A 25017-nucleotide genomic window follows, 5' to 3' on the forward strand; every position below is an offset into this window, starting at 1 on the left:
TCCCTCAAGGGAGAGGGGATAACGCGTTACAACGTGTGCTCGGTACGCGCAATGATATCGTCCTGCGCATCCGGGGAAAGGGCGGTGAAGAACGCCGAATACCCTGCGACGCGCACCACCAGATCGCGGTACTGGTCCGGGTGTTTCTTCGCTTCCAGCAGCGTGTCGCGCGACACGATGTTGTACTGGATATGCCAGCCCTTGTGCACCTCGAAGAAGGTGCGCAGCAGCACCATCAGCTTCTGGCGATCGCTGTCGTTTTCAAGCGTCGACGGGTTCAGCTTCTGGTTGAGCAGCACGCCGCCAAGGATCGCTTCGGTCGGCAGTTTGCCCACGGAGCCAATCACCGCCGTCGGGCCGAGGTGGTCCGTGCCGGAGGCCGGGCTTGCCCCTTCCGCCAGCGGCGTATGCGCCTTACGTCCGTCCGGCGTGGCCATGGTTGCGGCACCAAACGGCACGTTGGCGGAGATAGACGATGTCCCGGCGTAGTAATTACCGCCAATCGGGCCGCGTCCATAGCGCGGGTTGTGGTACTGCTTCAGCTCTTCAATGTAGGTCTGATAAGCCCGGGTCAGCAGCATGTCCACGCTGTCATCGTCGTTGCCATACTTCGGCGCGCCGTTGATCAGACGCTGACGCAGCTGTTCGTGCGTCAGCCCGTCGAAGTCATCCGCCAGAGCGGCGGCGAGCTGCTGCTGGCCGATGGTGCCCTGCTCGAACACCAGTTTCTTCACTGCGGCCAGGCTGTTGCCGAGGTTAGCAATGCCCACCTGCAGGCCGGATACCCAGTCATACTTCGCGCCGCCCTGTTTGATGCTTTTCGCGCGCTCGATGCAATCGTCCACCAGCGCGGAGCAGAGAATGTCGTGGACGTTCTCTTCCAGCATGGTGTCCACCACGTACTCAATCTCGATGGATTTACGGGTGTAGTAACGGATCTGGGTATCCCACGCCGCCATCACCTCCTCGAAGTTATCGAAGTTGCCGGCAGAGAACGCTTTCTCCTGCGGCAGGAATACCTTACCGCTGGTGGCGTCGCGGCCACCTTCCAGCGCGGCGAGCATCACGCGGGCAAAGTTGATAAAGCTCATGCCGGTACAGCGATAGCCCCACTTGCCGCCGACGGCGGTTTCAATACAGCCAATCGCCGCATAGTCGTAGGCATCGTCTTTCTCGACGCCGAGCTTGATGAATTCCGGAATAACGATTTCATCGTTGTTAAACGCCGGCATCCCGAAGCCGCAGCGGATCACCTGCACGCAGGCGTCGAGGAAGTCGTTGCTCATGCCCGCATGGTAACGCACGCTCAGGTTTGGCTGGGTTGAGCGCAGGCGGCCGCAGGATTCGAGAATAGCGTAAGAGAGCGGGTTTACCGCGTCCATCGGCTCGCCGTTAACCAGCGTCTGCCCGCCGATGGTGACGTTCTGGTACAGCGGGCTACCCGCCGAAGCTTTGGAGTGCGAGCCGGAGCGGATTTTGTTCACCTCCAGCAGCTTCAGCCAGCAGCTGTGCAGCAACTCAATCGCGTGCTCGCGGTCAAGACTCTGGTTCAGCTCCACGTCGCGGCGGTAGAACGGATAGAGATACTGGTCCATGCGGGCAAACGACACCGAGTGCCCGTTGGACTCAATCTGCAGGATTAGCTGGATGAAGTAGCACAGCTGCAGCGCCTGCCAGAAGGTGGCTGGCGGCTGGTGGGCAATCACGTCACAGTTTTCCGCTATTGCCAGCAGTTCGTCGCGGCGGCTTGCACGCGTCTCTGTCGAGGCCATATCGCGGGCCAGCGCGGCGAAGCGTTCAATGTGCAGGCTGACGGCGTCCAGCACGATATCGATCGCCTTGAGGAACTGGTCGCCGTGCAGATCGTCCAGCACCGTCAGGTTGATGCGCGAGCGGCGCTCGGCCACTTTGGCGCGCAGGCCGTCGAGGCCTTTCTCCAGCAGCAGCGGGAAGTTCACTGCCAGGTGCGCGTCACCGGAGGTCATGTTGCCTTCGGCTTTGATAATGCCGGTCTCCAGCAGGCCTTTCTGCTCGTCGGTGAACATGCCGTAGCAGCGGTCCTGTACCGTCTGGCCGCGCCACCATGGGCAGATGTCATGCAGCACGCGTTTGTTCTCTTCGCTGACCGCAAAGCCTGCGCCGGGGCGGTCGGCCAGATCGTCGATCTCTTTTTCAATCCACGAAACGGTATATTCCGGGAAAATCGGCGCGGCGCGGACTTCGCTCGCCTGGTTACCGACGATCAGCTCGTCGTGTTTGATCCAGATAGTACGCTGCGCCAGATGGTGCGCCAGCGCCAGGGCACGACGCACCGGGATCGGTTTGTCCATGTGCTGCTGGTACATTTCGGTGTAGTGCTGCGCGCGCTCGGTGCAGACCGGCGGCTTAACAATATGCACCAGGGCGGTTTTGTGCGCTTTAATTCGCTCGCTGAGGGTGGTGAGATTCAGGGTCTTCATAAGTTTATCCTCGTAAGGTCGCGGTTAACCCTTTGTGGCAGGCATACTGCTGTGCAAAGTCCAGCAGGGCAGGGTTATCCAGCGGTTTGTCAGGGGCAGAGTAAGGTTGACCGAGCAGGGTGTATTTGTTCATGCCCAGCGTGTGATACGGCAGAAAATGAATGTCGCGGACGTTGAGTTCGTCGGCGGCGAAGTTGGTGATGGCGGTAATGGACGCTTCATCGGCATTAAAGCCCTGAATCAGCGGCACGCGGATGGTGATACTTTTTCCAGCCGCCGCCAGACGCCGGAGATTATCCAGGATCCGTTTTGCAGAGCCGTCGGTCCACTGTTTGAACACGTCGCCATCGACGTGCTTCAGGTCGGCCAGGAACAGATCGACATACGGCAGTGAGGGTGCAATAGAGTGCCAGGGGACATGCAGGCAGGTTTCTACGGCGGTATGAATGCCCTGCTCGTGGCTGGCTTTAAACAGATCGTGGGCCAGCGTCGGGTTCATGAAGGGTTCGCCGCCGGAGAGGGTAATGCCGCCGCCGCTACGGTCGTAAAAGGGTTTATCGCGCAGGACGGTAGCCATGATCTCCGCTACCGGCTGCGTGTCTCCGCAGACGGTGAGCGCCTGCGTCGGGCAACAGTCGGTGAGGGCGTCGAGCGTCTCTGCATTCAGCCTTTCCCGATGGATGACCAGCCCGTTCAGCGCACGCTCGATAATGCCCGGCGCGGACTGCTGACACAGGTCGCAACCGTCCAGGCACAGACGCGCATCAAACAGCACGTCGCGGGTGCGGGAGCGGCTTTCCGGGTTCTGACACCAGCGGCAGCCCAGCGAGCAGCCTTTCAGGAACACCACGGTTCGAATTCCGGGGCCATCATGGGTAGAGTAACGCTGAATATTGAAGATCATTTTTAGCCCTCAGGTTGCATATGAAGATTAAATGACTTTCGAATGAAAGTTATCTTGATGCAGGTCAACTCCTGAGCAGGTTTTATCGTGATAGGTTAGGTACAGGCTAATTTTGAGGGTGACATCATGGAACTTTATCTCGACACATCTGACGTTGCGGCAGTGCGTAAACTGGCGCGTATCTTCCCGCTGGCGGGGGTGACCACCAACCCGAGCATCGTTGCCGCAGGCAAAACGCCGCTGGACGTGCTGCTGCCGGACCTGCACGACGCGCTGGGCGGGAAGGGGCGTCTGTTTGCGCAGGTGATGGCGACGACGGCCGACGGCATGGTAGAGGACGCGCGTAAGCTGCGCGCGATTGTTCACGACCTGGTGGTCAAAGTGCCGGTGACGGCAGAGGGGCTGGCCGCCATCAAGCTGCTGAAAGCGGAAGGTATTCCTGTGCTGGGGACGGCGGTGTATGGCGCGGCGCAGGGGATGTTGTCTGCACTGGCGGGGGCGGAGTATGTGGCACCTTACGTGAACCGCGTGGACGCGCAGGGCGGGGACGGGATCCAGACCGTGATTGAGCTGCAACAGCTGCTGACCCTGCATGCCCCGCAGTCAAAAGTGCTGGCTGCGAGTTTCAAAACCCCGCGTCAGGCGCTGGATTGCCTGCTGGCGGGCTGTGAATCCATCACCCTGCCGCTGGACGTGGCGCAGCAGTTTATTACTTCACCGGCTGTGGATGCGGCGATTGTGAAGTTTGAGCAGGACTGGCAGGGCGCGTTTGGGCGGACGTCGATTTGAAATGTGCGGGCTGATGCCCTCACCCCGGCCCTCTCCCACGAGGAGAGGGAGAAAACCGTAGGTCGGGTAAGGCGAAGCCGCCACCCGACTTTTTTACTGGCCGCACACCTCACATCCCGGATTGCGCATTAACTTCATCTCGCGGAACTGGCAGGTCATCGCGTCGTACATCACGATTTTCCCCGCAGCAGGCGTACCGTAATGCGCCAGCACCTTGATTGCTTCCATTGCCTGCAGCGAACCTATCACGCCGACTAACGGCGCCATTACTCCCGCTTCGACGCAGGTCAGCGCATTCTCGCCAAACAGGCGGCTCAGGCAGCGGTAGCAGGGCGCACCGTCGGCGTAGGTGAAAACGCTGATGTGGCCCTCCATGCGGATCGCCGCGCCGGAGACCAGCGGGACTTTGTGCGCAAAACAGCCTGCGTTGAGCTGGTTACGAATGGCGACGTTATCGGTACAGTCGAGAACCAGATCGTGCTGCGCAATCTGTGCGGAGAGCGCTGCGTCATCCAGCGCGGTGTCAATGAGCGTGAACTGAACGTTGGGATTAATACGCGCCAGCGCCGCCCGGGCAGATTCCACTTTCGGCTGACCCAGGGTTGCGTCGCTGTGCAGCGTCTGGCGCTGCAGGTTCGATACCGAGACGGTATCAAAATCCAGCAGCGTCATCTGGCCTACGCCCGAGGCGGCGAGATACTGTGCAGCAGCGCAGCCCAGGCCTCCGAGGCCAACCACCAGCACGCGCGCGGCCTTAAGCGCTTCCTGTCCTTCGAAGTCAAACCCGCGCAGGACGATCTGGCGGTTATAGCGCATCATCTCCTGGTCGCTCAGTTCCACCGTCATCTTAGCCTCCGAACAGGTGGTTAAAGCGTTCGACCTCAACCCATTCGCCCGCTTCTACGTTGCCGCGCTCGCGCTCCAGCACGATAAAGCAGTTGCCCTGGCTGAAGGAGCTAAAGATGTGCGACCCCTGGTGACCTGTGGTGCTCACCTCCAGCTCGCCGTCGGCACCCGCTGCCAGAATGCCGCGCTGGAAATCGAGACGGCCCGGCGACTTTTTCAGGCGCGTCGCCGCCCGCACGCGCAGGCGTTCAGGCAGCGGGCGGGTATGGCTGCCAGAAAGTTTGGTCAGCAGCGGGATCACCAGCTGGTAGAAGGTAAGGGCCGCAGAGACCGGGTTGCCCGGCAGACCGCAGAACCAGCTGTGCTCAAGCTTGCCGAAGGCGAAAGGTTTGCCCGGCTTGATAGCCAGCTTCCAGAAGGCGATTTCACCCAGTTCGTCGAGGATAGTTTTCGTGTAATCCGCTTCGCCAACCGATACGCCGCCGGAGCTGATCACCACGTCGGCGCAGTTATCTGCTTCAATAAACGCCGCGCGCAACCGATCGGGATCGTCAGGAATGATGCCAAGGTTAATCACCTCGCAGCCCAGCTGCTCCAGCATCAGGTGTACCGCCAGGCGGTTAGTGTCGTAAATCTGGCCGTCCTGCAGCGGTTGGCCCGGAAGGCGCAGCTCGTCGCCGGTGGAGAACACCGCCACGCGCACCTTGCGAATCACCTCGATATCGGCAATACCGAGCGAAGCCAGTACCGGCAGTTCGCCAGCCGTCAGCTTTTGCCCGGCGGCAAACACCGTGGCGCCAAGGGTGATATCTTCGCCCGCGCGACGAATGTTCTGGCCTGCCCTGACGCTGGCGGTAAACCGCACGCCGTCGTCGGTCTGTTCGGTCTCTTCCTGCATCACCACGGCTTCGCAGCCTTGCGGGACCGGCGCGCCGGTCATGATCCGCACGCAGGTGCCTTCAGGCCATTCGCCGCTAAACGGCTGGCCCGCAAATGCTTTACCCGCCACCGGCAGCGCCTTGCCCGTCTGGAGATCCGCCAGGCGCACCGCATAACCGTCCATCGCAGAGTTATCGAACCCGGGCACGTTGAGTGGGGAGACGATATCGCGTGCGGCAATCCGACCGAAACAGCGCACCAGCGGCAGCGATTCTGCGTCTTGCAGCGGGGAAATGCGGTCGAGCATCTGCGTGAGTGCCGTCTCAAGCGGCATCAGTCCGGCGTTAAAATCCATGGGTGGCTCCTGCACAGTAACAACGAAAGCGCCCATTATGGCAGAAAAGTGCCGCTAACAGTATGACCCGATGGGTGTACGCTTTACATCACAGTGGCGTCTTTCTATATTCAAAAATCATCTGAAGTTTCAGCGACGATAATGATATTTATAGAAAAAGCCGCAGGTCTGGCTAACGGGTGATGGGAAATGGTCAAAGCGGTAATCGCGATTCATGGTGGCGCCGGGGCAATCACCCGCGCAATGCTCAGTCCCGAACAGGAAAAGCGGTATATTGACGCGCTTTCTGCCATCGTGGAAACCGGCCAGCACATGCTGGAAGCCGGGGAGAGCGCGCTGGATGTGGTCACCGAGGCCGTGCGTCTGCTGGAGGAGTGCCCGTTATTTAATGCGGGGATTGGCTCGGTGTATACGCGCGATGAGACGCACGAGCTGGATGCCTGCGTGATGGACGGGGTGACCCTGAAAGCGGGGGCCGTGGCGGGCGTGAGTCATCTGCGTAACCCCGTCCTGGCGGCGCGTCTGGTGATGGAGCAAAGCCCGCACGTGCTGCTGACGGGAGCAGGCGCGGAACAGTTTGCCCATGATTGCGGGATGGAGCGGGTATCGGCCAATCTGTTCTCGACCCCGGCGCGCTACGAGCAGCTGCTGGAAGCCCGTACGGCGGGCATGACCCGGCTCGATCACGATGCGCCGCTGGACGAGCGCACCAAAATGGGCACGGTAGGTGCCGTGGCGCTCGATAAGGCGGGCAACCTCGCCGCCGCCACCTCGACTGGCGGAATGACTAACAAACTACCGGGTCGGGTAGGCGACAGCCCGCTGCCGGGTGCGGGATGCTATGCCAATAACGCGACGGCGGCGGTCTCCTGCACCGGCACCGGGGAAGTGTTTATCCGCGCGCTGGCGGCGTACGACATTACCGCTCTGATGGACTACGGCGGGCTTAGCCTGGCCGAAGCCTGTGAGCGGGTGGTGATGGAAAAACTGCCGGCGCTGGGCGGCGTCGGCGGCGTCATTGCGGTGGATCGTGAAGGCAACGTCGCGCTGCCCTTCAACAGTGAAGGGATGTATCGCGCCTGGGGTTATGCTGGTGACGAACCCAGTACGGGAATTTATCGTGAATAAGGGGGCAAAACGTGCCGCACGCTGAAGCGATGGACAGCCGGGAAGTACTGTCCGTCCATCAACTGAACATTGCGTTCCAGGAGGAGCGGCAGTTCATCCCCGCCGTGCAAAATTTATCGTTTTCGCTGAACCGCGGCGAAACGCTGGCGATTGTCGGTGAGTCCGGTTCCGGGAAATCGGTCACCGCGCTGGCGCTGATGCGTCTGCTGGAACAGACGGGCGGGCAGGTCACCAGCGACAGGCTGCTGCTGCGCCGTCGTAACCACCAGGTGACGGATCTCAACGCCCTGAGCGCCTCGCAGATGCAGCGCGTGCGCGGGGCGGACATCGCGATGATCTTCCAGGAGCCGATGACCTCCCTGAACCCGGTCTTTCCGGTGGGCGAACAGATCGCCGAATCAATACGCCTGCATCAGGGGCTGAGCGGCGATGAGGCGCTCCTTGAGGCGAAGCGGATGCTTGACCGGGTGCGCATTCCCGAAGCGCAATCGATTTTAGGGCGTTACCCGCACCAGCTCTCCGGCGGGATGCGTCAGCGCGTGATGATCGCGATGGCGCTGTCGTGCCGTCCGGCCGTGCTGATCGCCGACGAACCAACCACGGCGCTGGATGTTACTATTCAGGCGCAGATCCTCCAGCTTATTAAAGTGCTGCAGCAAGAGATGGAGATGGGGGTGATCTTTATCACCCACGATATGGGCGTGGTGGCGGATATCGCCGATCGCGTGCTGGTCATGCATCAGGGCCAGGTGGTGGAAACCGGACGCGTGGAGCAGATTTTTCATGCTCCGGCTCATCCCTACACCAAAGCGCTGCTGGCGGCGGTCCCGCGCTTGGGGGCCATGAGCGGCAGCGATTTACCGCGCCGATTCCCGCTGATTATTCAGGGCGAGGAACCGCAACCGGAAGTCGAGCAGGATACCGTGGTGGCGGGCAAGCCAATTCTGGAAGTGCGTAATCTGGTGACCCGTTTCCCGCTGCGCAGCGGCATCTTCAACCGCGTAAAACGCGAAGTGCATGCGGTGGAAAACGTCAGTTTCGACCTCTGGCCGGGCGAGACGCTGGCGCTGGTGGGCGAGTCCGGCTGCGGGAAATCCACCACCGGACGGGCGCTGCTCAGGCTGGTGGCGTCTCAGGAGGGGAGCATCACCTTTAACGGTGAGCGTATCGATACCCTTGCGGACAGCAGGCTGCAGGCGGTGCGCCGGGATATCCAGTTTATTTTCCAGGACCCGTTCGCCTCTCTCGATCCGCGCCACACGGTAGGCTATTCCATTATGGAGCCGCTGCGGGTGCATAACCTGCTCGACGGCGAAGCTGCCCAGCGTCGTGTGGCCTGGTTGCTGGAGCGCGTGGGCCTCAAGCCGGAACACGCCTGGCGTTATCCGCATGAGTTTTCCGGCGGCCAACGCCAGCGCATCTGTATTGCGCGCGCGCTGGCGCTGAACCCAAAAGTGGTGATTGCAGACGAATCCGTCTCGGCGCTGGATGTTTCAATCCGTGCGCAAATCATCAATCTGCTGCTCGATCTTCAGCGCGATTTAGGCATCGCGTTCCTGTTTATTTCTCACGATATGGCCGTGGTGGAGCGGATAAGCCATCGTGTGGCGGTGATGTACATGGGGCAAATTGTGGAGATTGGCCCGCGGCGGGCGGTCTTTGAGAACCCGCAGCACCCCTATACCCGCAAGCTGATGGCGGCGGTGCCGGTTGCCGATCCTGCCCATCGCCATGCCCGGCGCGTGCTCCTGCAGGATGAAATGCCGAGCAATATTCGTAAACGGGGTGAGCACATGGAGCGCGTGGCGCTGCGTGAGGTCGGCCCCGGACATTTTGTGGCCCCCCCGCGCCAGGACAATGCCTTCTCGCGGTTATAACTTACAACAGGCAGGAGAACACCATGGTTAAATTTGTTGCCCGGACAGGGTGGTTAGCCGCGAGCGTGGCGATGGCACTGGCCGCCGCCCCCGCATTTGCTGCCAAAGATGTGGTGGTCGCAGTGGGGTCTAACTTCACCACGCTGGACCCGTATGACGCAAACGACACCCTGTCACAGGCGGTGGCGAAATCATTCTACCAGGGGCTGTTTGGCCTGGATAAGGATATGAAGCTGAAAAACGTGCTGGCAGAGGGGTATACCGTCTCCGATGACGGGCTGGTGTATACCATTAAGCTGCGCAGCGGCGTGAAGTTCCAGGACGGGACCGATTTCAATGCTGGCGCGGTGAAGGTCAACCTTGACCGCGCCAGCAACCCGGACAACAGCCTCAAGCGGTATAATCTGTATAAAAATATCCGCAGTACCGAGGTAGTGGATCCGACCACGGTGAAAATCACCCTGAAAGAGCCGTTCTCGGCCTTTATCAATATTCTGGCGCATCCGGCGACGGCCATGATCTCCCCGGCGGCGCTGAAAAAATATGGCCAGGAGATCGGCTTTCACCCGGTGGGCACCGGCCCGTACGAGCTGCTGACCTGGAACCAGACCGACTTTGTGAAGGTGAAGAAGTTCGACGGATACTGGCAGCCGGGCCTGCCGAAGCTCGACACCATTACCTGGCGTCCGGTAGTGGACAACAACACCCGCGCGGCGATGCTGCAAACCGGCGAGGCGCAGTTCGCCTTCCCGATCCCCTATGAGCAGGCGGCGATTTTGCAGAAAAACAGCAAGCTGGAGCTGGTTGCCAGCCCGTCCATCATGCAGCGCTACATCAGCATGAACGTGACGCAAAAGCCGTTTGATAACCCAAAGGTGCGTGAAGCCATCAACTATGCCATTAACCGTCAGGCGCTGGTGAAGGTGGCCTTCGCGGGCTTCGCCACGCCAGCAACGGGCGTGCTGCCGCCGTCGATTGACTATGCCCAACAGTACCAGCCGTGGCCGTACGATCCGGCTAAAGCGCGCGAGCTGTTAAAAGAGGCCGGTTTCCCGAACGGCTTTAGCACCACGCTGTGGTCTTCCCATAATCACAGTACCGCGCAGAAAGTGCTGCAGTTCACCCAGCAGCAGCTGGCGCAGGTGGGGATTAAGGCGCAGGTTACCGCTATGGATGCCGGGCAGCGTGCGGCAGAAGTGGAGGGCAAAGGCCAGAAAGAGAGCGGGGTGCGGATGTTCTACACCGGCTGGACGGCCTCGACGGGTGAAGCCGACTGGGCGCTGTCGCCGCTGTTTGCTTCACAGAACTGGCCGCCAACGCTGTTTAACACCGCGTTTTACAGCAACCCGCAGGTGGACAAAGACCTGGCCGACGCGCTGAAAACCACCAAACCGGAGGAGAAAGCGCGCCTTTATAAAGAGGCTCAGGACACCATCTGGAAAGAGTCACCGTGGGTGCCGCTGGTGGTGGAAAAACTGGTTTCTGCGCATAACAAAGCGCTGACCGGCTTCTATATCATGCCGGACACGGGCTTTAGCTTTGATGACGCGGATTTAAAATAAGATAACCCATGTTGAATTATGTGTGTAAACGGCTGCTGGGGCTTATCCCGACCCTGTTCATCGTGGCGGTGCTGGTGTTCCTGTTTGTCCATCTGCTGCCGGGCGATCCGGCGCGGCTGATTGCAGGGCCAGAAGCCGATGCGACGGTGATTGACCTGGTGCGCAAACAGCTGGGCCTCGATCAGCCGCTGTATAAACAGTTCCTGCACTACATGGCGAACGTGCTGCAGGGTGATTTTGGTACCTCGATGGTCTCGCGCCGCCCGGTGTCGGAAGAGATTGCCAGCCGCTTCATGCCGACGTTCTGGCTGACCCTTGCCAGCATGGGCTGGGCGGTGCTGTTCGGCCTGGGGGCCGGGATTGTCGCCGCCGTGTGGCGCAACCGCTGGCCGGATAAGCTCGGCATGGCGCTGGCCGTGACGGGGATCTCCTTCCCGGCTTTTGCGCTCGGCATGCTGCTGATGCAGATTTTCTCCGTAGAGCTGGGCTGGCTCCCGACCGTCGGGGCCGATACCTGGAAGCACTATATCCTGCCCTCCCTGACCCTGGGCGCTGCCGTGGCGGCGGTGATGGCGCGCTTTACCCGCGCCTCGTTTGTTGAGGTGCTGAGCGAGGATTACATCCGCACCGCGCGGGCGAAAGGGGTGAGTGAGAAGTGGGTCATTCTTAAACACGGCTTACGTAATGCGATGATCCCGGTGGTGACGATGATGGGGCTGCAGTTTGGCTTCCTGCTGGGCGGCTCTATCGTGGTGGAGAAGGTGTTTAACTGGCCGGGGCTGGGGCGTCTGCTGGTCGACTCGGTCGACATGCGCGATTACCCGGTGATTCAGGCGGAAGTGCTGCTTTTCTCGCTGGAGTTTATTCTTATCAACTTAGTGGTGGATGTGCTTTACGCCGCCATTAATCCGGCCATCAGGTACAAATAAGATGCGATTGTTGAACTGGCGACGTCAGGCCATTTTAAACGCGATGCCGGGGGTGAAACCGGACCATATCCGCACCCCGTGGTTCGAATTCTGGCGGCGTTTTCGCCGTCAGCCCGTGGCGATGGCGGCGGGGCTGTTCGTGCTGCTGCTGATCGCGGTGGCGATCCTCGCCCCGTGGATCGCCCCCTTTGATGCGGAAAACTATTTTGATTACGACCGCCTGAACGACGGGCCGTCGATGATGCACTGGTTTGGCGTTGATTCCCTGGGGCGCGATATTTTTAGCCGTGTGCTGGTCGGGGCGCAGATTTCGCTCACCGCCGGGGTGTTTGCCGTGCTGATTGGCGCGGTTATCGGAACGGTATTAGGCCTGGTTGCCGGGTATTACGAAGGCTGGTGGGATCGCATCATCATGCGCGTGTGCGACGTGCTGTTTGCCTTCCCGGGCATTCTGTTGGCTATTGCGGTGGTCGCCATTATGGGCAGCGGCATGGCGAACGTGATCATCGCGGTGGCCGTGTTTTCCATCCCGGCCTTTGCACGCCTGGTACGCGGCAATACGCTGGTGATTAAGCAGCAGACCTTTATCGAGTCGGCGCGCAGCATGGGGGCCAGCGATGCCACGATCCTGTTCAGCCATATTCTGCCGGGCACGGTGTCGTCTATCGTGGTCTATTTCACGATGCGTATCGGGTTGTCGATTATTTCGGCGGCCAGCCTGTCGTTTCTGGGGCTGGGCGCGCAGCCGCCCACGCCGGAGTGGGGCGCGATGCTCAACGAAGCCAGGGCGGATATGGTGATTGCCCCCCACGTCGCCATCTTCCCGAGTCTGGCGATCTTCCTGACCGTGCTGGCGTTTAATCTGTTAGGGGATGGACTGCGCGACGCGCTGGATCCGAAAGTGAAAGGGTAATTCGAGAGGGATTGTGATCCCCTCTCCCGGTGGGAGAGGGGCAGGGTAAGGGCAGAAATTACACCCGGCTTCCCCACAGGTCATACTCGTCGGCGTTTTCAACTTTCACGCGAATGATATCACCCGGTTTCACGTTGGTTTCGCCGTTCAGGTAGACCGCGCCGTCGATTTCAGGGGCGTCCGCCATGCTGCGGCCAATGGCGCCTTCTTCGTCCACCTCATCGATAATGACCAGCACTTCACGGCCCACTTTCTCCTGCAGACGTTCGGCAGAGATCTGCTGTTGCAGCTGCATGAAACGGTTCCAGCGCTCCTCTTTTACCTCTTCCGGCACCTGATCCGCCAGTTCGTTAGCGGTCGCGCCGTCCACCGGGCTGTATTTGAAGCAGCCTACGCGATCCAGACGGGCTTCTTTCAGGAAGTCGAGCAGCATCTGGAAATCTTCTTCGGTTTCACCCGGGAAGCCAACGATAAAGGTCGAACGCAGGGTCAGGTCCGGGCAGATCTCACGCCACTGCTTGATGCGCGCCAGCTGGCGGTCAACGGAGCCAGGGCGTTTCATCAGCTTCAGAATGCGCGGGCTGGCATGCTGCAGCGGAATATCCAGGTACGGCAGGATTTTGCCTTCCGCCATCAGCGGGATCACATCGTCAACGTGCGGATACGGGTAGACGTAGTGCAGACGCGTCCAGATACCCAGTTTCGCGAGCTGTTCACACAGGCCGACCATGCTGGTTTTCACCGGTTCGCCGTTGTGGAAGCCTGAACGGTGCTTGACGTCAACGCCATAGGCGGAGGTGTCCTGCGAAATCACCAGCAGCTCTTTCACGCCAGCATCGGCCAGACGTTTAGCTTCGGCCAGCACCTCGCCAATCGGACGGCTCACCAGATCGCCACGCATGGACGGAATGATGCAGAAGGTGCAGCGGTGGTTGCAGCCTTCGGAAATCTTCAGGTAGGCATAGTGGCGCGGGGTCAGCTTCACGCCCTGTTCCGGCACCAGGCTCAGGAACGGATTGTGCTTTGGTTTTGGCACATAGTGGTGCACATGTTCCAGCACCTGCTCGTAGCTGTGCGGACCGGTGATCTCAAGAACCTTCGGGTGTACTTCGCGGATTTGATCCACTTTGGCACCCAGGCAGCCGGTCACAATCACTTTACCGTTTTCCGTCAGCGCTTCACCAATGGCTTCGAGCGACTCCTGAACCGCGCTATCGATAAAACCGCAGGTATTCACAATCACCATGTCAGCGTTGTCGTAGCTTGGCACCACGTCATAGCCTTCGGTACGAAGTTCGGTCAGGATGCGTTCAGAATCTACCAGGTTTTTCGGGCAGCCGAGGGAGACGAAGCCAATCTTCGGCGGGTGCGTAACATTGCTCATAGGTTAAAAATTCATCAATTATGGAGTTATCAGGGCGGGATTTTACAGCGTATCGCGGGCGATTTATACACTCTTTGCGGGGCAGATGACGCTCCCGAACGTTGTTACATTGTAAAGAATGTTAATCAGTTACGATTTATTGATCTCATACATTACATTGTACAAAAAATAACCTTATGCTCATTATGCAACATGGCTGACAGAGGAGGAAAAAGCATGTCCGTTGACAGACTGAAGCGCGAACTGCTGAACAAGCTGATCAATGCCCGCATCGACCTTGCCGCCTATCTGCAGTTAAGAAAAGCGAAAGGCTATATGTCAGTCAGCGAAAGCGAACATCTGCGTGATAATCTGTTTGAACTGTGCAATTTCATGCGTGAAAAAGCCCCGATCCTGAAAATGGAGTACGACGAGAGCGAACTGATTGCCCTGCGTCGTGCCGCCGAAATGCTCACCGCAGCAGGGGTATGCCTGATGACCGGACGTCATGACTGCCCAACGTTTATCGCCGTTAACGCAGAGAAGCTCGAAAACTGCCTGACTACGATCTCGCTATGCATTATGTGTCTGAACGAGCACGCGAAGCTCGAACAGCACTAAGCCCCGGGGGAGGCAACTCCCCCTTCTGATTAAGCTTTTGTAAAAGTGGTAACGCGCCCGGACGTTGTGGCTAATCTTTATGCCATATGCTGATAAAGGAGCGCGTTATGCATCGATCCTCGTTGATTTTCCTCCCTGCGTTATTTTTCCCCGTCTCGCTCCTGGCTGCGCCCAGTGCGGTTAAGGTTGAGGTGCTGCAAAACCGACTCGATCACCCCTGGTCGATGGCCTTTCTGCCCGACAATAAAGGCCTGCTTGTCACCCTGAAGGGAGGCCAGCTTAAGCACTGGCAGGCCGGGAAGGGGTTATCCGATCCCATCGTCGGTGTGCCAAAGGTATGGGCGAACGGCCAGGGGGGACTGCTGGACGTAGTGCTGGCCCCGGATTTTGACACATCGCGCCGGGTGTGGCTGAGCTACGCCGAAGCGGGACAGGACGGGAAAGCGGGCACGGCGGTGGGCTACGGCAGGTTGAGCGACGATCTTTCGCGCATTGAAGCCTTCCAGGTGGTCTTCCGCCAGATGCCGAAACTCTCCACCGGTAACCATTTTGGTGGCCGACTGGTGTTTGACGGTAAAGGCTATTTATTCATCGGCCTTGGCGAGAACAACCAGCGCGCAACGGCGCAGGATCTCGACAAACTGCAGGGCAAAGTGGTTCGCCTGACCGAAGAGGGTAAAGTCCCGCCTGATAACCCCTTTGTGAACACCGCCGGCGCACGGCCTGAAATCTGGTCCTATGGCATTCGCAACCCGCAGGGCATGGCGATGAACCCGTGGAGCGACACGCTGTGGCTTAATGAGCACGGCCCACGCGGCGGGGATGAGATTAATATCCCGGAAAAAGGCAAAAACTACGGCTGGCCGCTGGCTACGCACGGTATTAACTACAGCGGCCTGAAGATCCCGGAGGCCAAAGGCGAGCACGTCGAAGGCACGGAAAAACCGCTGTTCGTCTGGAAAGTCTCCCCCGCGGTAAGCGGCATGGCGTTCTATAACAGCGACGTTTTCCCGCAGTGGAAAAACAGGCTGTTCATCGGGGCGCTGAAAGAAAAGGACGTTATCGTGCTGAACGTTGATGGCAACAAGGTGACGGAAGAGGGACGGATCCTGGGGGACAGAGATCAGCGTATTCGCGACGTGCGCGTCGGGCCGGATGGTTATCTGTACGTCCTGACCGACGAGACGGACGGGCAACTGCTGAAAGTCAGCCCGTCCGGCGGGTGATCAGCTTACCGGGATCATCACGGTTTTACGGTACGCCGGGCGCTCGCTGAGCTGCGCGAGCCAGCGCTCAAGGTGCGGGCGCGGCGTCCATTTAAGCCCCAGGTTGGTCAGGTTCCAGACGAACGGCGCAACGGCAATGTCGCCTGTGCCAAAGGCATCGCCGGAGAACCAGGCGTGTTGAGACAGCTCCTCGTCCATCATGGCGAACAGCCCTTCGCAGGCGTCCTGCGCGGCGTGAATGGCAGGGTAATCGCGCTCGGGTTCTGGCGTGCGCACAAGGCCCATCAGGATCACGCGGTGGGTCGGGGAGAGCGTCTGGTTCGCCCAGTCCATCCATTTTTCACCCTGCGCACGGCTGGCGGGGTTTTCAATCCACAGACGGCTCTGGCCGTACTGGGCGGCCAGATACCGCACGATAGTATTCGACTCCCAGAGCGTGACGCCGGTCTCTTCGTCGCGCAGCAACGGCACCAGGCCATTCGGGTTCATGGCGAGATACTCGGCCTCTTTATTCACCCCAAACTGTAAACCTGCCATCACCTGCTCAAACGGTAAATCCAGCTCTTCCAGCGTCCACAGAACTTTCTTCACGTTGGTCGAGTTGTTCCTGCCCCACAGCGTAATCATTGTTATTCCCCAAATAGTCAAACCTGAGAGTCGCCATGGTGAGATAAACCTAACAATTACGCAACAGAAGAGAAAAAAATCCCGTGAATCGAAGCGTATCCGTCGGGTATTGCATAAACTTTAAAAACTTTACCTGGTTGAGGTTTCCTTAACAGTTGTAGTGCGCTATTACTCATCGCTTGTTGCGACACGGTGATGTGACGTAATTTTTAGAATGGACACTCGGGTGGCATTTATGACGCTAAAAACTTCTTCTCTGCGCAGCCTGGCGGCGGGCTCTGCGCTTCTTTTCCTTTTTGCACCCACGCTCTATGCGGCGGAACAGGCGGCGCCCGAAGCGCCTCCGGTTGATGCGCGTGCCTGGATCTTAATGGATTACGCCAGTGGTAAAGTGCTGGCGGAAGGGAACGCCGACGAAAAACTCGATCCTGCCAGCCTGACCAAACTGATGACCAGCTATGTGGTGGGTCAGGCGCTGAAGGCCGGAAAAATTAAGCTCGATGACATGGTGACCGTCGGGAAAGACGCGTGGGCAACCGGTAACCCGGCGCTGCGCGGTTCATCGGTGATGTTCCTGAAACCGGGCGATCGGGTATCGGTCTCCGACCTGAACAAAGGGGTGATAATCCAGTCAGGCAACGATGCCTGTATTGCGCTGGCGGATTACGTGGCGGGCAGCCAGGATTCCTTTATCGGCCTGATGAATGGCTATGCGCAAAGGCTGGGTCTGACCAACACCACCTTTAAGACCGTTCACGGTCTGGACGCGCCGGGGCAGTTCAGTACCGCGCGTGATATGGCGCTGCTGGGCAAAGCACTGATCCACGACGTGCCGGAAGAGTACGCCATCCACAAAGAGAAAGAGTTTACCTTCAATAAAATCCGCCAGCCGAACCGTAACCGTCTGCTGTGGAGCAGCAACGTGAACGTCGACGGCATGAAGACCGGGACGACGGCAGGTGCGGGTTATAACCTCGTGGCGTCCGCCACGCAGGGCGATATGCGCCTGATTTCGGTCGTGCTTGGCACCAAAACCGACCGCATTCGCTTTAACGAATCGGAAAAACTGCTGACCTGGGGCTTCCGCTTCTTCGAAACCGTCACGCCAATCAAGCCGGATGCGACGTTCATCAGCCAGCGCGTCTGGTTTGGCGATAAGCGCGACGTGAATCTTGGCGCGGGCGAAGCGGGTTCGGTGACCATTCCTCGCGGTCAGCTGAAAAACCTGAAAGCCAGCTATACCCTGACCGATCCGCAGCTGACCGCGCCGCTGAAAAAGGGCCAGGTTGTCGGGACGATTGATTTCCAGCTGAACGGTAAATCCATTGAGCAGCGTCCGCTGATCGTCATGGAGGCGGTCGAAGAGGGCGGCTTCTTCAGCCGGATGTGGGACTTTGTATTAATGAAATTCCACGGATGGTTTGGCAGCTGGTTTAGCTAAGTGTTTGCCGGGTGGCGTTGCGTTAACCCGGCCTGCATCGGCTCGAACCCAGGCCGGGTAAGGCGAAGCCGCCCCCCGGCGAACCAGAGTGTATTGCGGCCTGATGCCCTCACCCCAACCCTCTCCCACGGGGAGAGGGGGAAAACACGGGCCCGTAGGCCGGGAAAGGCGAAGTCGCCCCCCGGCGAACCAGAGTGTATTGCGGCCTGATCCCCTCACCCCAACCCTCTCCCACGGGGAGAGGGCGAAAACACGGGCCCGTAGGCCGGGTAAGGCGAAGCCGCCACCCGGCGAACCAGAGTGCGTTGCGGCCTGATGGCCTGACCCCAACCCTCTCCCACAGGGAGAGGGGGAAAGCACGCACCCGGTAAAACCTCAATACATCAACTTCACCTGCTGCGTTTTCGCGCAGGCCACGATGTCATCATCCGGGCGGCAGTCGCTGACGATGGCGTCAAACTGTGCCAGCTCGCCCATTCTCGCCGGACGCACCTTGCCAAATTTACTGTGATCCACCACCAGCACGTGGTACTGCGCTGCATTGAGCGCCCAGTGCTTCACCGGCAGTTCTTCCAGGTTAAAGCAGGTCGCTCCCTGGCGCACATTGACGCCCGCCGCGGAATAAAACGCGATATCCGGGCAGACATTACTCAGCGTGTCGTGCAGGTTAAGCGGCTTGAAGATGGCGTTGCTGGCATGGAACTCGCCGCCGCAAAGGATAACCCGGCACTCGGGTTTCTCCTGTAGCGCCAGAAAGGTGTTCAGGGAATAACAGACCGCCGTGAAGGGGATGGCGCTGTCGATGGCTTCGATGATCCACGGCGTGGTGGTGCCACAGTCAAAAAACAGGGTTTGATGCGGCTGGACCAGGGAGGCGGCAAGCCGTGCGGCCCGGCGTTTCTCTTCAACCAGACGCGTTTTTTGATCGCTTATCAGATAGTGGCTGGCGCTGCGGGGTTCCAGGACAATGTACCCACCCAGCAGCACCACGGGCGCGCTGTTGCTGTTCAGGTCACGACGAATGGTCATCTCTGAAACGCCAAGCAGCGTGGCGGCCTCTTTGAGATGCAGCTTATCACTGCGCTTCAGCGCCTGTAGCAGCTGGGCTATGCGGTCATCGCGGCGTGTTTCCATAGATCCTCGGGCTGAAAAAGTGAACCCCCGCAGGGCGGGGGTTCAAGTGTAACCTGTCAGCGCGGGGTTAGTCACGTATCCAGCCTTTACGGATCGGCAGCGCGAAGAGGGTGCGGTACACCACAGATAGCCCGCGATGCAGCGCCGGACCAAAGAAGCTCCAGAGAATAGCCGCGCTGACGCAGCCAATCAGCCCGACCAGGAACCCGCCGACCATATCCAGCGGCCAGTGCACGCCAAGATAGACGCGAGACCAGGCGATAGCGAGCGCCATGGCCATCAGCAGCGCACCAGACCACAGGCGATGCCAGAACAGGAATGCCAGCGCAAAGGTGAAGATCACCGTGCCGTGGTCGCTCGGGAAGGAGTCGTCCGGGGCGTGATGCAGGAAGTTATAGCCGACGTGATCGACAAACGGACGGTCGTGCGGGAAGGCGTGGCCGAGCAAATAGCTTGTCACCACGCTGACGCCGATAGCCATCGCCACTTTGATCACCAGCTGGCGCTGCGCATCGACCTGCTTGCGCGGCCCCCACAGCCACAGAATAACGGCCAGCGCGGGCACTATGCTTATCACATCGCGCGCGATAAAGGTGGCAAAATCGATCATCCACGCCGGGGAAGCGGGGGTGGCGTTAATCAGATAGAACAGACTGTAATTTAGATTTTCTAACATACCCTCGTCACTCTTTTGCAAACCAGGTAGAAACCAGCCCGTAGACGGCCACCTGAGAAAACCAAACCCACCACCCGGCCCACAGGTTGTGAGAGAAAAAATGCGCGCCGCGCATAACCTGCCCGTAGCCCATCGCCAGCCCGGCAATCACGCCCAGTGCGACACAGGCCCAGGCCAGTCGCGGACGTTCGCGCCAGAAGGCAAAAAACAGCCCCATCAGCATAAAGCCGCTCGATGCATGCCCGCCGGGGAAACAACGCCCGGGGCCGCTGCCCTCAGGGACCGCGCTAAACAGCGGGTACGAAAGCGCTTTTCCGCCGTACTCCACCAGGTCCCACGGGCAGCTGTGGTGGCTTATGCTTTTCAGCGCACCGACCACCAGCGCACCCAGCCCCATCAGCAGGGCGGCAGTGACCAGCCGGGTATTGCGTCGCCAGGCCCCGATAATCAGCGCCAGCGCGCCAGTTGTAATCGCAACGTATTTCGCCAGCCGGTGGTTGATCAGATCCAGCAGGTGATTTTGCTGTAGCGGAAAACCGTGTGTCGCCGCGTCATACCAAAAGCCGGTGATCCATTTGTCGAGCGTTTCATCGCGAGACAGCCAGATAAACAGCACCGCGAGGATTAACAGCACGAAAAGCTGATAACCATAAAAGCGTACCGGTAATCGGTAAAGGGATTTAGTCTTATCTGTCTGTAAGTTAGATAATTCTGAAGGGCTGACGCCGTGTGCCATAGTCAAGGTCATTAACGGGAAAAAAGGCTATCTTAAAGGGGGCAACTTAAGGAAACCTTAAACGACAACGATACGTGCTTTATTTCTGTTTCGTCTCGATTATTTACTATCTCAGGCTGCGGCAATTCATTACACTCATCGCGATTTTTTCTTTATAAAGAGATGGCATGTTAAACCGTTCTTCTTCCGGTAACCGTCTGGGTCGTCAGGCGTTACTTTTCCCTCTGTGTCTGGTGCTCTACGAATTCTCTACCTATATCGGCAACGATATGATCCAGCCCGGGATGCTGGCCGTTGTCGAACAGTACAACGCAGGTATTGAATGGGTGCCGACCTCCATGACCGCCTATCTGGCTGGCGGCATGTTTCTGCAGTGGCTTTTGGGGCCGCTGTCGGATCGTATTGGCCGTCGTCCGGTGATGTTGACCGGCGTGGTATGGTTTATCGTGACCTGCCTCGCCACGCTGCTCGCGCAAAACATCGAGCAATTTACCCTGCTGCGCTTCCTGCAGGGGGTGAGCTTGTGCTTTATCGGCGCGGTGGGCTATGCCGCCATTCAGGAATCGTTTGAAGAGGCGGTCTGTATCAAAATTACGGCGCTGATGGCTAACGTCGCGCTGATTGCGCCGCTGTTAGGACCGTTGGTGGGGGCGGCGTGGGTACACGTTGCACCGTGGGAAGGCATGTTTGTGCTTTTCGCCTTGCTTGCCGCCATCTCCTTCTTTGGCCTGCACCGCGCCATGCCCGAAACCGCTACGCGCCTGGGGGAGAAGCTCTCTCTGAAAGAGCTGGGCCGGGATTACAAACTGGTTCTGAAGAACGTCCGCTTTGTGGCGGGTGCGCTGGCGACGGGCTTTGTTAGCCTGCCGCTGCTGGCGTGGATTGCCCAGTCACCGGTCATTATCATCAGCGGCGAGCAGCTCAGCAGCTACGAGTATGGCCTGCTGCAGGTGCCGATTTTTGGCGCGCTGATTTTGGGTAACCTGGTGCTGGCCCGCCTGACCGCGCGCCGCACCGTGCGGTCGCTGATCGTTATGGGCGGCTGGCCGATTGCGGCAGGGCTGATGGTGGCGGCGGTTGCAACAGTTGCGTCCTCCCATGCCTACCTGTGGATGACGGCGGGGCTGAGCATTTATGCCTTCGGGATTGGCCTGGCGAACGCCGGGCTGGTACGTCTGACGCTGTTTGCCAGCGAGATGAGTAAAGGCACGGTGTCCGCCGCAATGGGCATGTTGCAGATGCTGATCTTCACCGTGGGAATCGAAGTGAGCAAGCATGCCTACGCTTTCGGCGGCAATGGGCTGTTCAGCCTGTTTAACCTCGCAAACGGTCTGCTGTGGGTGGGGCTGATGGTGGTGTTCCTGAAAGATAAACGCGTCGGCAGCGCGTTACAGCCGTAAGCGAATTGCCCTCTCCGTGCAGGAGAGGGCCTCAACTCAGTTAAACGGCGCTTCCCCGTTCAACGCTTTTTCAATGATATCCAGCACGCCTTCCTCGTTATTGTTCGGGGCTTCGTAGCGGGCGACGGCCTTGATGTGCGGTCCGGCATTGGCCATAGCAAAGCTGTAGCCCGACTGGCGCAGCATTTCCACGTCGTTGCCGCTGTCACCAAAGGCCAGCACTTCGCTGTCCTCAATGCCCCAGCGCTGTTGCAGGATCCGCAAACCATTCGCCTTGTGCACGCCCGGGATAATCAGGTCGATACTGCCGTGGCCGGTGGTCACCGGCACCATAATGTCGTTGAGCTTTTCATGCAGCAGGGCCTGAATGCGCGGGATCTCGTCATCGGAGACGTTAAGCCCGAACTTGAAGAAGATATCGTTCAGGTTGCCAAAATGGCTGACCTTCTCCAGACGGTGATAGTATTTCGCCGCGATGTCGTGGAAGGCGTCGTTATACTCTTTTAGCGTGTAGGCGCTGCTTTTGCCGCAGGCGATAATCTCAATCCCCACGACGTCGTTAAGCACGGCGGCGACGGTATCAAAGTGTTCTTTCGACAGTTCGCCGTTAAAGACATCTTCCCCGGCGCAGACGACCCAGCCGCCGTTCTCGGCCACAAAGGCAATCTCGTGGGCGATCTCCGGGAAAAAGGAGATCAACTGGTAGTATTGATTCCCGCTGGCCACCGCAAAGCGGATGCCCTGGGCTTTCATACGCGCATACTGCGCCAGAAAACGCGGCCGGTTATAGGTTTTGGCATCGCTCAGGAAGGTTCCATCCATGTCTACTGCAATCAGCTTAACGCTCATATCCATTCTCCAGTGTCTGTTCTGCTTCCGGTTTTGCGACCGCACGCGCCACCAGTGCGGCAATAATCACTAACCCTAACACCACCAGCATCGCGCTGCGCAACCCGTAGTGCTCACCCAGGAAGCCGAGCAGCGGCGGCCCCACCAGGAAGGCGAGATAGCCGGTTGTCGCTACCACGCTGACCCGCGTTGGCGCGTCCGGGCCGGTATCGCTGGCGGCGGAAATGGTTAGCGGGAAGCCGAGCGAGGCGCCCAGACCCCAGAGGATAACCGAGACGCCGGCAATCCAGTCGACATCCACAAAGATGATCATCGCAATGCCTAACCCGCCCAGCAGGGCGCTGGCGCGAACCACCGCCACGCGGCTGTAACGGTCGATAAACCAGCCGCCGGTAAAGCGCCCCACCGTCATGCCGAGCGTAAATCCGGCATAAATCAGCGAGCCGGAGGTGGGACTGAAGCCGTGACCGTCAACCATCAGCAGCGGCAGCCAGTCGTTGGCGGAGCCTTCGGCGAAGGCCATCGCCAGCACCACCACGCCGATGAGCATGAGCTGAATATCGCGATAGAACGGCAGCCCTTTCGCCGCAGATTTTTGCTCCCCGGTCGAGTTTTTGCCCGTACCGTCGGGGATAGCCCGGATGCCGGTCAAAATGGGGATAATGCATACCAGCGCCGCCAGCAAAATATGCAGATTCGCCGCAATGCCAAACGCCGTCAGCGCCATGCCAACGCCCGCGCCCGCCAGCGTGCCGAGGCTGTAAAAGCCGTGCATCATCGGCAGTACCGTTTTGTTCACCTCGCGCTCAACGGCTGCCCCTTCAACGTTGATCGCTACTTCCGCCGCGCCGAAGCTGCCGCCAAAGACCGTCAACCCCAGCGCAAACATCAGCGGAGAAGCAAACCACAGCGCCACGCTCAGGACCACCATGCCCAGCACCGCGCAGCACATGGTGGTGCGGATCACCGCCCGCGTGCCAAAGCGCTTCACCAGCCAGGCGGAGCACAGAATGCCGCTCATGGAACCAATCGACAGACCGAACAGCACGATGCCCATCTCCGCGGTTGAGACGGATAAAATGTCGCGGATAGCGGGCGTACGTGTCGCCCAGGAGGCCATCAGCAGCCCGGGAATAAAGAAGAACATAAACAGCGCCCACATGCGTAGCTGCAGGGCTTTACGAGGGGAGGTCAGCGTCATTGGGTAAGCACCAGAAGTACAACAATAGCGACAACACTAGCAAGTTTGTGTACATTTGTACATAAACTACATGAGGTATTTATGAGCAGACCCCCCAACGATCCTCATCGCCGCGAGAAAATCCTCCAGGCGACCCTGGATACCATTGCCGAGCACGGGATCCACGCCGTCACGCACCGTAAAATCGCCAGCTGCGCAGGCGTGCCGCTGGGGTCGATGACCTACTATTTCGACGGCAAGGAACCGCTGCTGGAGGAGGCGTTTACGTGGTTCACGCGGAAGATGTCGCAGCAGTATCGGGATTACTTTGCCGGGGTCAGCGGGCCGGAGATGGCGTGCGAGTCCATCACGACCTTAATCCACAGTTCGGAAGTGACCACGCCGCACAACATGGCGCTGATGTACCAGCTGTACGCCTTTATGAACCGTAGCGCAGCGCTGAAAACCGTGATGCAGGACTGGATGAAAATGAGCCAGACCACGCTTGAACAGTGGTTTGATCCGGCGACGGCCCGCGCGCTGGATGCGTTTATCGAGGGGATGACGCTGCACTACGTTACCGACAGAGTACCGTTAACGCGGGAGGAGATCCGCACGATGGTGGGGAGAATTGCAGGCGAGGGGAGCCGCACGGCCCTGCGCTAAACGGCAGGGCCAGTCGGGACTATTTCCCGCGAATTTTGTTTCCCGACGCGTCGACCACCGCTTCGCCGTCCTCTTTGGTAAACGCCGCGCGCTGCGGATCGGGCAAAATATCCAGCACGCGTTCAGAAGGGCGGCACAGGCGCGTTCCCAGCGGGGTCACGACAATCGGGCGATTGATGAGGATCGGGTATTGCAGCATGAAATCAATCAGCTGTTCGTCGCTGAACTGCCCATCGGCAAGCCCGAGTTGCGCATAGGGCTCGACGTTCGTGCGCAGTAAATCCCGTACCGAGATGCCCATGTCCGCGATCAGCTTACACAGCGTTTCGCGCGACGGCGGCGTGTCGAGATACAAGACGATCTCGGGTTCATTACCGCTGTTGCGGATCATCTCGAGAGTATTGCGCGAGGTGCCGCAGTCCGGGTTATGGTAGAGGGTGATGTGGCTCATATCGGT

23 protein-coding genes are annotated in these 25017 nt (G+C 59.2%); 11 read left to right on the forward strand and 12 right to left on the reverse strand.

Annotated elements, in window-relative coordinates:
- Positions 1–26 precede the first annotated feature (26 nt).
- Together QLG21_RS18005 and QLG21_RS18010 are read right to left on the reverse strand one after the other, a co-directional pair.
- A complete protein-coding gene (locus QLG21_RS18005) occupies positions 27–2459 on the reverse strand; it encodes a formate C-acetyltransferase/glycerol dehydratase family glycyl radical enzyme (RefSeq protein ID WP_282484910.1) in 2433 nt (810 codons plus the stop codon).
- A 4-nt stretch (positions 2460–2463) separates the two neighbouring features.
- Positions 2464–3363 carry a glycyl-radical enzyme activating protein gene (locus tag QLG21_RS18010; RefSeq protein WP_282484911.1) on the reverse strand — a complete coding sequence of 300 codons (900 nt, stop codon included), beginning with the start codon at positions 3361–3363 and terminating at the stop codon, positions 2464–2466.
- 126 nt (positions 3364–3489) lie between these two features.
- On the opposite strand from QLG21_RS18010, the gene fsa reads away from it, so the two are divergent.
- A complete protein-coding gene (fsa, locus tag QLG21_RS18015; RefSeq protein ID WP_006174242.1) occupies positions 3490–4152 on the forward strand; it encodes a fructose-6-phosphate aldolase in 663 nt (220 codons plus the stop codon).
- 93 nt (positions 4153–4245) lie between these two features.
- Here the strand turns inward: fsa and moeB are convergent, their stop codons facing one another.
- Both moeB and moeA read right to left on the reverse strand, forming a co-directional pair.
- The gene (gene moeB / locus QLG21_RS18020; protein ID WP_282484912.1) at positions 4246–4998 is read right to left on the reverse strand and encodes a molybdopterin-synthase adenylyltransferase MoeB; all 753 of its coding nucleotides are present in this window, start codon (positions 4996–4998) and stop codon (positions 4246–4248) included.
- Between the two features lies 1 nt (position 4999).
- Positions 5000–6232: a molybdopterin molybdotransferase MoeA gene (gene moeA, locus QLG21_RS18025; RefSeq protein WP_088207614.1), complete on the reverse strand. Its 1233-nt coding sequence runs from the start codon at positions 6230–6232 to the stop codon at positions 5000–5002.
- A gap of 189 nt (positions 6233–6421) precedes the next feature.
- Between moeA and iaaA the strand changes: the two genes are divergently transcribed.
- From iaaA to gsiD, 5 genes are read left to right on the forward strand one after another with little or no spacing between them, the layout of a single operon-like run.
- The gene (iaaA, locus tag QLG21_RS18030; RefSeq protein WP_282484913.1) at positions 6422–7360 is read left to right on the forward strand and encodes a beta-aspartyl-peptidase; all 939 of its coding nucleotides are present in this window, start codon (positions 6422–6424) and stop codon (positions 7358–7360) included.
- An 11-nt stretch (positions 7361–7371) separates the two neighbouring features.
- Entirely contained in the window at positions 7372–9237 is a 1866-nt protein-coding gene (gsiA, locus tag QLG21_RS18035; protein ID WP_137848992.1) for a glutathione ABC transporter ATP-binding protein GsiA, read from the forward strand.
- Positions 9238–9260: 23 nt separating this feature from the next.
- Positions 9261–10799 (forward strand): glutathione ABC transporter substrate-binding protein GsiB, encoded by a 1539-nt coding sequence (gsiB, locus tag QLG21_RS18040; protein ID WP_282484914.1) that lies wholly within the window; start codon positions 9261–9263, stop codon positions 10797–10799.
- 8 nt (positions 10800–10807) lie between these two features.
- On the forward strand, positions 10808–11728 hold the full coding sequence (gsiC, locus tag QLG21_RS18045; RefSeq protein WP_006174252.1) for a glutathione ABC transporter permease GsiC: 921 nt from the start codon (positions 10808–10810) through the stop codon (positions 11726–11728).
- A 1-nt stretch (position 11729) separates the two neighbouring features.
- On the forward strand, positions 11730–12641 hold the full coding sequence (gsiD, locus tag QLG21_RS18050; protein ID WP_058610376.1) for a glutathione ABC transporter permease GsiD: 912 nt from the start codon (positions 11730–11732) through the stop codon (positions 12639–12641).
- 58 nt (positions 12642–12699) lie between these two features.
- Here the strand turns inward: gsiD and rimO are convergent, their stop codons facing one another.
- Entirely contained in the window at positions 12700–14025 is a 1326-nt protein-coding gene (gene rimO, locus QLG21_RS18055) for a 30S ribosomal protein S12 methylthiotransferase RimO (RefSeq protein ID WP_058610375.1), read from the reverse strand.
- A gap of 216 nt (positions 14026–14241) precedes the next feature.
- Between rimO and bssR the strand changes: the two genes are divergently transcribed.
- Both bssR and QLG21_RS18065 read left to right on the forward strand, forming a co-directional pair.
- Complete coding sequence (bssR, locus tag QLG21_RS18060; RefSeq protein ID WP_282484915.1) at positions 14242–14625, forward strand: biofilm formation regulator BssR; 384 nt, start codon at positions 14242–14244, stop codon at positions 14623–14625.
- A gap of 107 nt (positions 14626–14732) precedes the next feature.
- Complete coding sequence (locus QLG21_RS18065) at positions 14733–15851, forward strand: PQQ-dependent sugar dehydrogenase (protein ID WP_282484916.1); 1119 nt, start codon at positions 14733–14735, stop codon at positions 15849–15851.
- On the opposite strand, the gene QLG21_RS18070 is transcribed toward QLG21_RS18065, so the two are convergent.
- Positions 15852–16478: a glutathione S-transferase family protein gene (locus QLG21_RS18070; protein WP_088207610.1), complete on the reverse strand. Its 627-nt coding sequence runs from the start codon at positions 16476–16478 to the stop codon at positions 15852–15854.
- A 235-nt stretch (positions 16479–16713) separates the two neighbouring features.
- Here QLG21_RS18070 and dacC point away from each other — a divergent pair, with 235 nt between their 5' ends.
- The gene (gene dacC, locus QLG21_RS18075; protein ID WP_058610372.1) at positions 16714–17919 is read left to right on the forward strand and encodes a serine-type D-Ala-D-Ala carboxypeptidase; all 1206 of its coding nucleotides are present in this window, start codon (positions 16714–16716) and stop codon (positions 17917–17919) included.
- Between the two features lie 375 nt (positions 17920–18294).
- Here the strand turns inward: dacC and deoR are convergent, their stop codons facing one another.
- The 3 genes from deoR to QLG21_RS18090 form a co-directional block, all read right to left on the reverse strand.
- On the reverse strand, positions 18295–19053 hold the full coding sequence (gene deoR, locus QLG21_RS18080; RefSeq protein ID WP_088207609.1) for a DNA-binding transcriptional repressor DeoR: 759 nt from the start codon (positions 19051–19053) through the stop codon (positions 18295–18297).
- Between the two features lie 67 nt (positions 19054–19120).
- The gene (gene ybjG, locus QLG21_RS18085; RefSeq protein ID WP_282484917.1) at positions 19121–19729 is read right to left on the reverse strand and encodes an undecaprenyl-diphosphate phosphatase; all 609 of its coding nucleotides are present in this window, start codon (positions 19727–19729) and stop codon (positions 19121–19123) included.
- A 7-nt stretch (positions 19730–19736) separates the two neighbouring features.
- Positions 19737–20465, reverse strand: coding sequence for a phosphatase PAP2 family protein (locus QLG21_RS18090; protein WP_042319381.1), 729 nt, complete (start codon positions 20463–20465; stop codon positions 19737–19739).
- Positions 20466–20632: 167 nt separating this feature from the next.
- Here QLG21_RS18090 and QLG21_RS18095 point away from each other — a divergent pair, with 167 nt between their 5' ends.
- The gene (locus tag QLG21_RS18095; protein WP_102891181.1) at positions 20633–21865 is read left to right on the forward strand and encodes an MFS transporter; all 1233 of its coding nucleotides are present in this window, start codon (positions 20633–20635) and stop codon (positions 21863–21865) included.
- Positions 21866–21901: 36 nt separating this feature from the next.
- Here QLG21_RS18095 and QLG21_RS18100 read toward each other — a convergent pair whose 3' ends face one another.
- Positions 21902–22714 carry a Cof-type HAD-IIB family hydrolase gene (locus QLG21_RS18100; protein WP_282484918.1) on the reverse strand — a complete coding sequence of 271 codons (813 nt, stop codon included), beginning with the start codon at positions 22712–22714 and terminating at the stop codon, positions 21902–21904.
- On the reverse strand, positions 22704–23915 hold the full coding sequence (locus QLG21_RS18105) for an MFS transporter (protein WP_006174280.1): 1212 nt from the start codon (positions 23913–23915) through the stop codon (positions 22704–22706). Before QLG21_RS18105 ends, QLG21_RS18100 begins: the two co-directional genes overlap by 11 nt.
- A gap of 81 nt (positions 23916–23996) precedes the next feature.
- Between QLG21_RS18105 and QLG21_RS18110 the strand changes: the two genes are divergently transcribed.
- Positions 23997–24560 carry a TetR family transcriptional regulator gene (locus QLG21_RS18110; RefSeq protein ID WP_088207605.1) on the forward strand — a complete coding sequence of 188 codons (564 nt, stop codon included), beginning with the start codon at positions 23997–23999 and terminating at the stop codon, positions 24558–24560.
- 19 nt (positions 24561–24579) lie between these two features.
- On the opposite strand, the gene arsC is transcribed toward QLG21_RS18110, so the two are convergent.
- The gene (arsC, locus tag QLG21_RS18115) at positions 24580–25011 is read right to left on the reverse strand and encodes a glutaredoxin-dependent arsenate reductase (RefSeq protein ID WP_006174283.1); all 432 of its coding nucleotides are present in this window, start codon (positions 25009–25011) and stop codon (positions 24580–24582) included.
- Between the last annotated feature and the right edge of the window lie 6 nt (positions 25012–25017).

This window comes from Enterobacter sp. V87_3 (assembly GCF_029967835.1).
In the GTDB taxonomy this organism is placed as follows: domain Bacteria; phylum Pseudomonadota; class Gammaproteobacteria; order Enterobacterales; family Enterobacteriaceae; genus Enterobacter; species Enterobacter cancerogenus.

What these genes read in the sequence shown, in the direction of transcription:
- QLG21_RS18065 (WP_282484916.1), top strand. Translation starts at nt 14,733, where the DNA reads ATGCATCGATCCTCGTTGATTTTCCTCCCTGCGTTATTTTTCCCCGTC.
- bssR (WP_282484915.1), top strand. Translation starts at nt 14,242, where the DNA reads ATGTCCGTTGACAGACTGAAGCGCGAACTGCTGAACAAGCTGATCAAT.
- gsiD (WP_058610376.1), top strand. Translation starts at nt 11,730, where the DNA reads ATGCGATTGTTGAACTGGCGACGTCAGGCCATTTTAAACGCGATGCCG.
- QLG21_RS18010 (WP_282484911.1), bottom strand. Translation starts at nt 3,363, where the DNA reads ATGATCTTCAATATTCAGCGTTACTCTACCCATGATGGCCCCGGAATT.
- QLG21_RS18090 (WP_042319381.1), bottom strand. Translation starts at nt 20,465, where the DNA reads ATGGCACACGGCGTCAGCCCTTCAGAATTATCTAACTTACAGACAGAT.
- QLG21_RS18105 (WP_006174280.1), bottom strand. Translation starts at nt 23,915, where the DNA reads ATGACGCTGACCTCCCCTCGTAAAGCCCTGCAGCTACGCATGTGGGCG.
- QLG21_RS18095 (WP_102891181.1), top strand. Translation starts at nt 20,633, where the DNA reads ATGTTAAACCGTTCTTCTTCCGGTAACCGTCTGGGTCGTCAGGCGTTA.
- QLG21_RS18110 (WP_088207605.1), top strand. Translation starts at nt 23,997, where the DNA reads ATGAGCAGACCCCCCAACGATCCTCATCGCCGCGAGAAAATCCTCCAG.
- gsiC (WP_006174252.1), top strand. Translation starts at nt 10,808, where the DNA reads ATGTTGAATTATGTGTGTAAACGGCTGCTGGGGCTTATCCCGACCCTG.
- fsa (WP_006174242.1), top strand. Translation starts at nt 3,490, where the DNA reads ATGGAACTTTATCTCGACACATCTGACGTTGCGGCAGTGCGTAAACTG.
- QLG21_RS18070 (WP_088207610.1), bottom strand. Translation starts at nt 16,478, where the DNA reads ATGATTACGCTGTGGGGCAGGAACAACTCGACCAACGTGAAGAAAGTT.
- gsiB (WP_282484914.1), top strand. Translation starts at nt 9,261, where the DNA reads ATGGTTAAATTTGTTGCCCGGACAGGGTGGTTAGCCGCGAGCGTGGCG.
- moeB (WP_282484912.1), bottom strand. Translation starts at nt 4,998, where the DNA reads ATGACGGTGGAACTGAGCGACCAGGAGATGATGCGCTATAACCGCCAG.
- deoR (WP_088207609.1), bottom strand. Translation starts at nt 19,053, where the DNA reads ATGGAAACACGCCGCGATGACCGCATAGCCCAGCTGCTACAGGCGCTG.
- arsC (WP_006174283.1), bottom strand. Translation starts at nt 25,011, where the DNA reads ATGAGCCACATCACCCTCTACCATAACCCGGACTGCGGCACCTCGCGC.
- dacC (WP_058610372.1), top strand. Translation starts at nt 16,714, where the DNA reads ATGACGCTAAAAACTTCTTCTCTGCGCAGCCTGGCGGCGGGCTCTGCG.
- QLG21_RS18005 (WP_282484910.1), bottom strand. Translation starts at nt 2,459, where the DNA reads ATGAAGACCCTGAATCTCACCACCCTCAGCGAGCGAATTAAAGCGCAC.
- QLG21_RS18100 (WP_282484918.1), bottom strand. Translation starts at nt 22,714, where the DNA reads ATGAGCGTTAAGCTGATTGCAGTAGACATGGATGGAACCTTCCTGAGC.
- iaaA (WP_282484913.1), top strand. Translation starts at nt 6,422, where the DNA reads ATGGTCAAAGCGGTAATCGCGATTCATGGTGGCGCCGGGGCAATCACC.
- rimO (WP_058610375.1), bottom strand. Translation starts at nt 14,025, where the DNA reads ATGAGCAATGTTACGCACCCGCCGAAGATTGGCTTCGTCTCCCTCGGC.
- moeA (WP_088207614.1), bottom strand. Translation starts at nt 6,232, where the DNA reads ATGGATTTTAACGCCGGACTGATGCCGCTTGAGACGGCACTCACGCAG.
- ybjG (WP_282484917.1), bottom strand. Translation starts at nt 19,729, where the DNA reads ATGTTAGAAAATCTAAATTACAGTCTGTTCTATCTGATTAACGCCACC.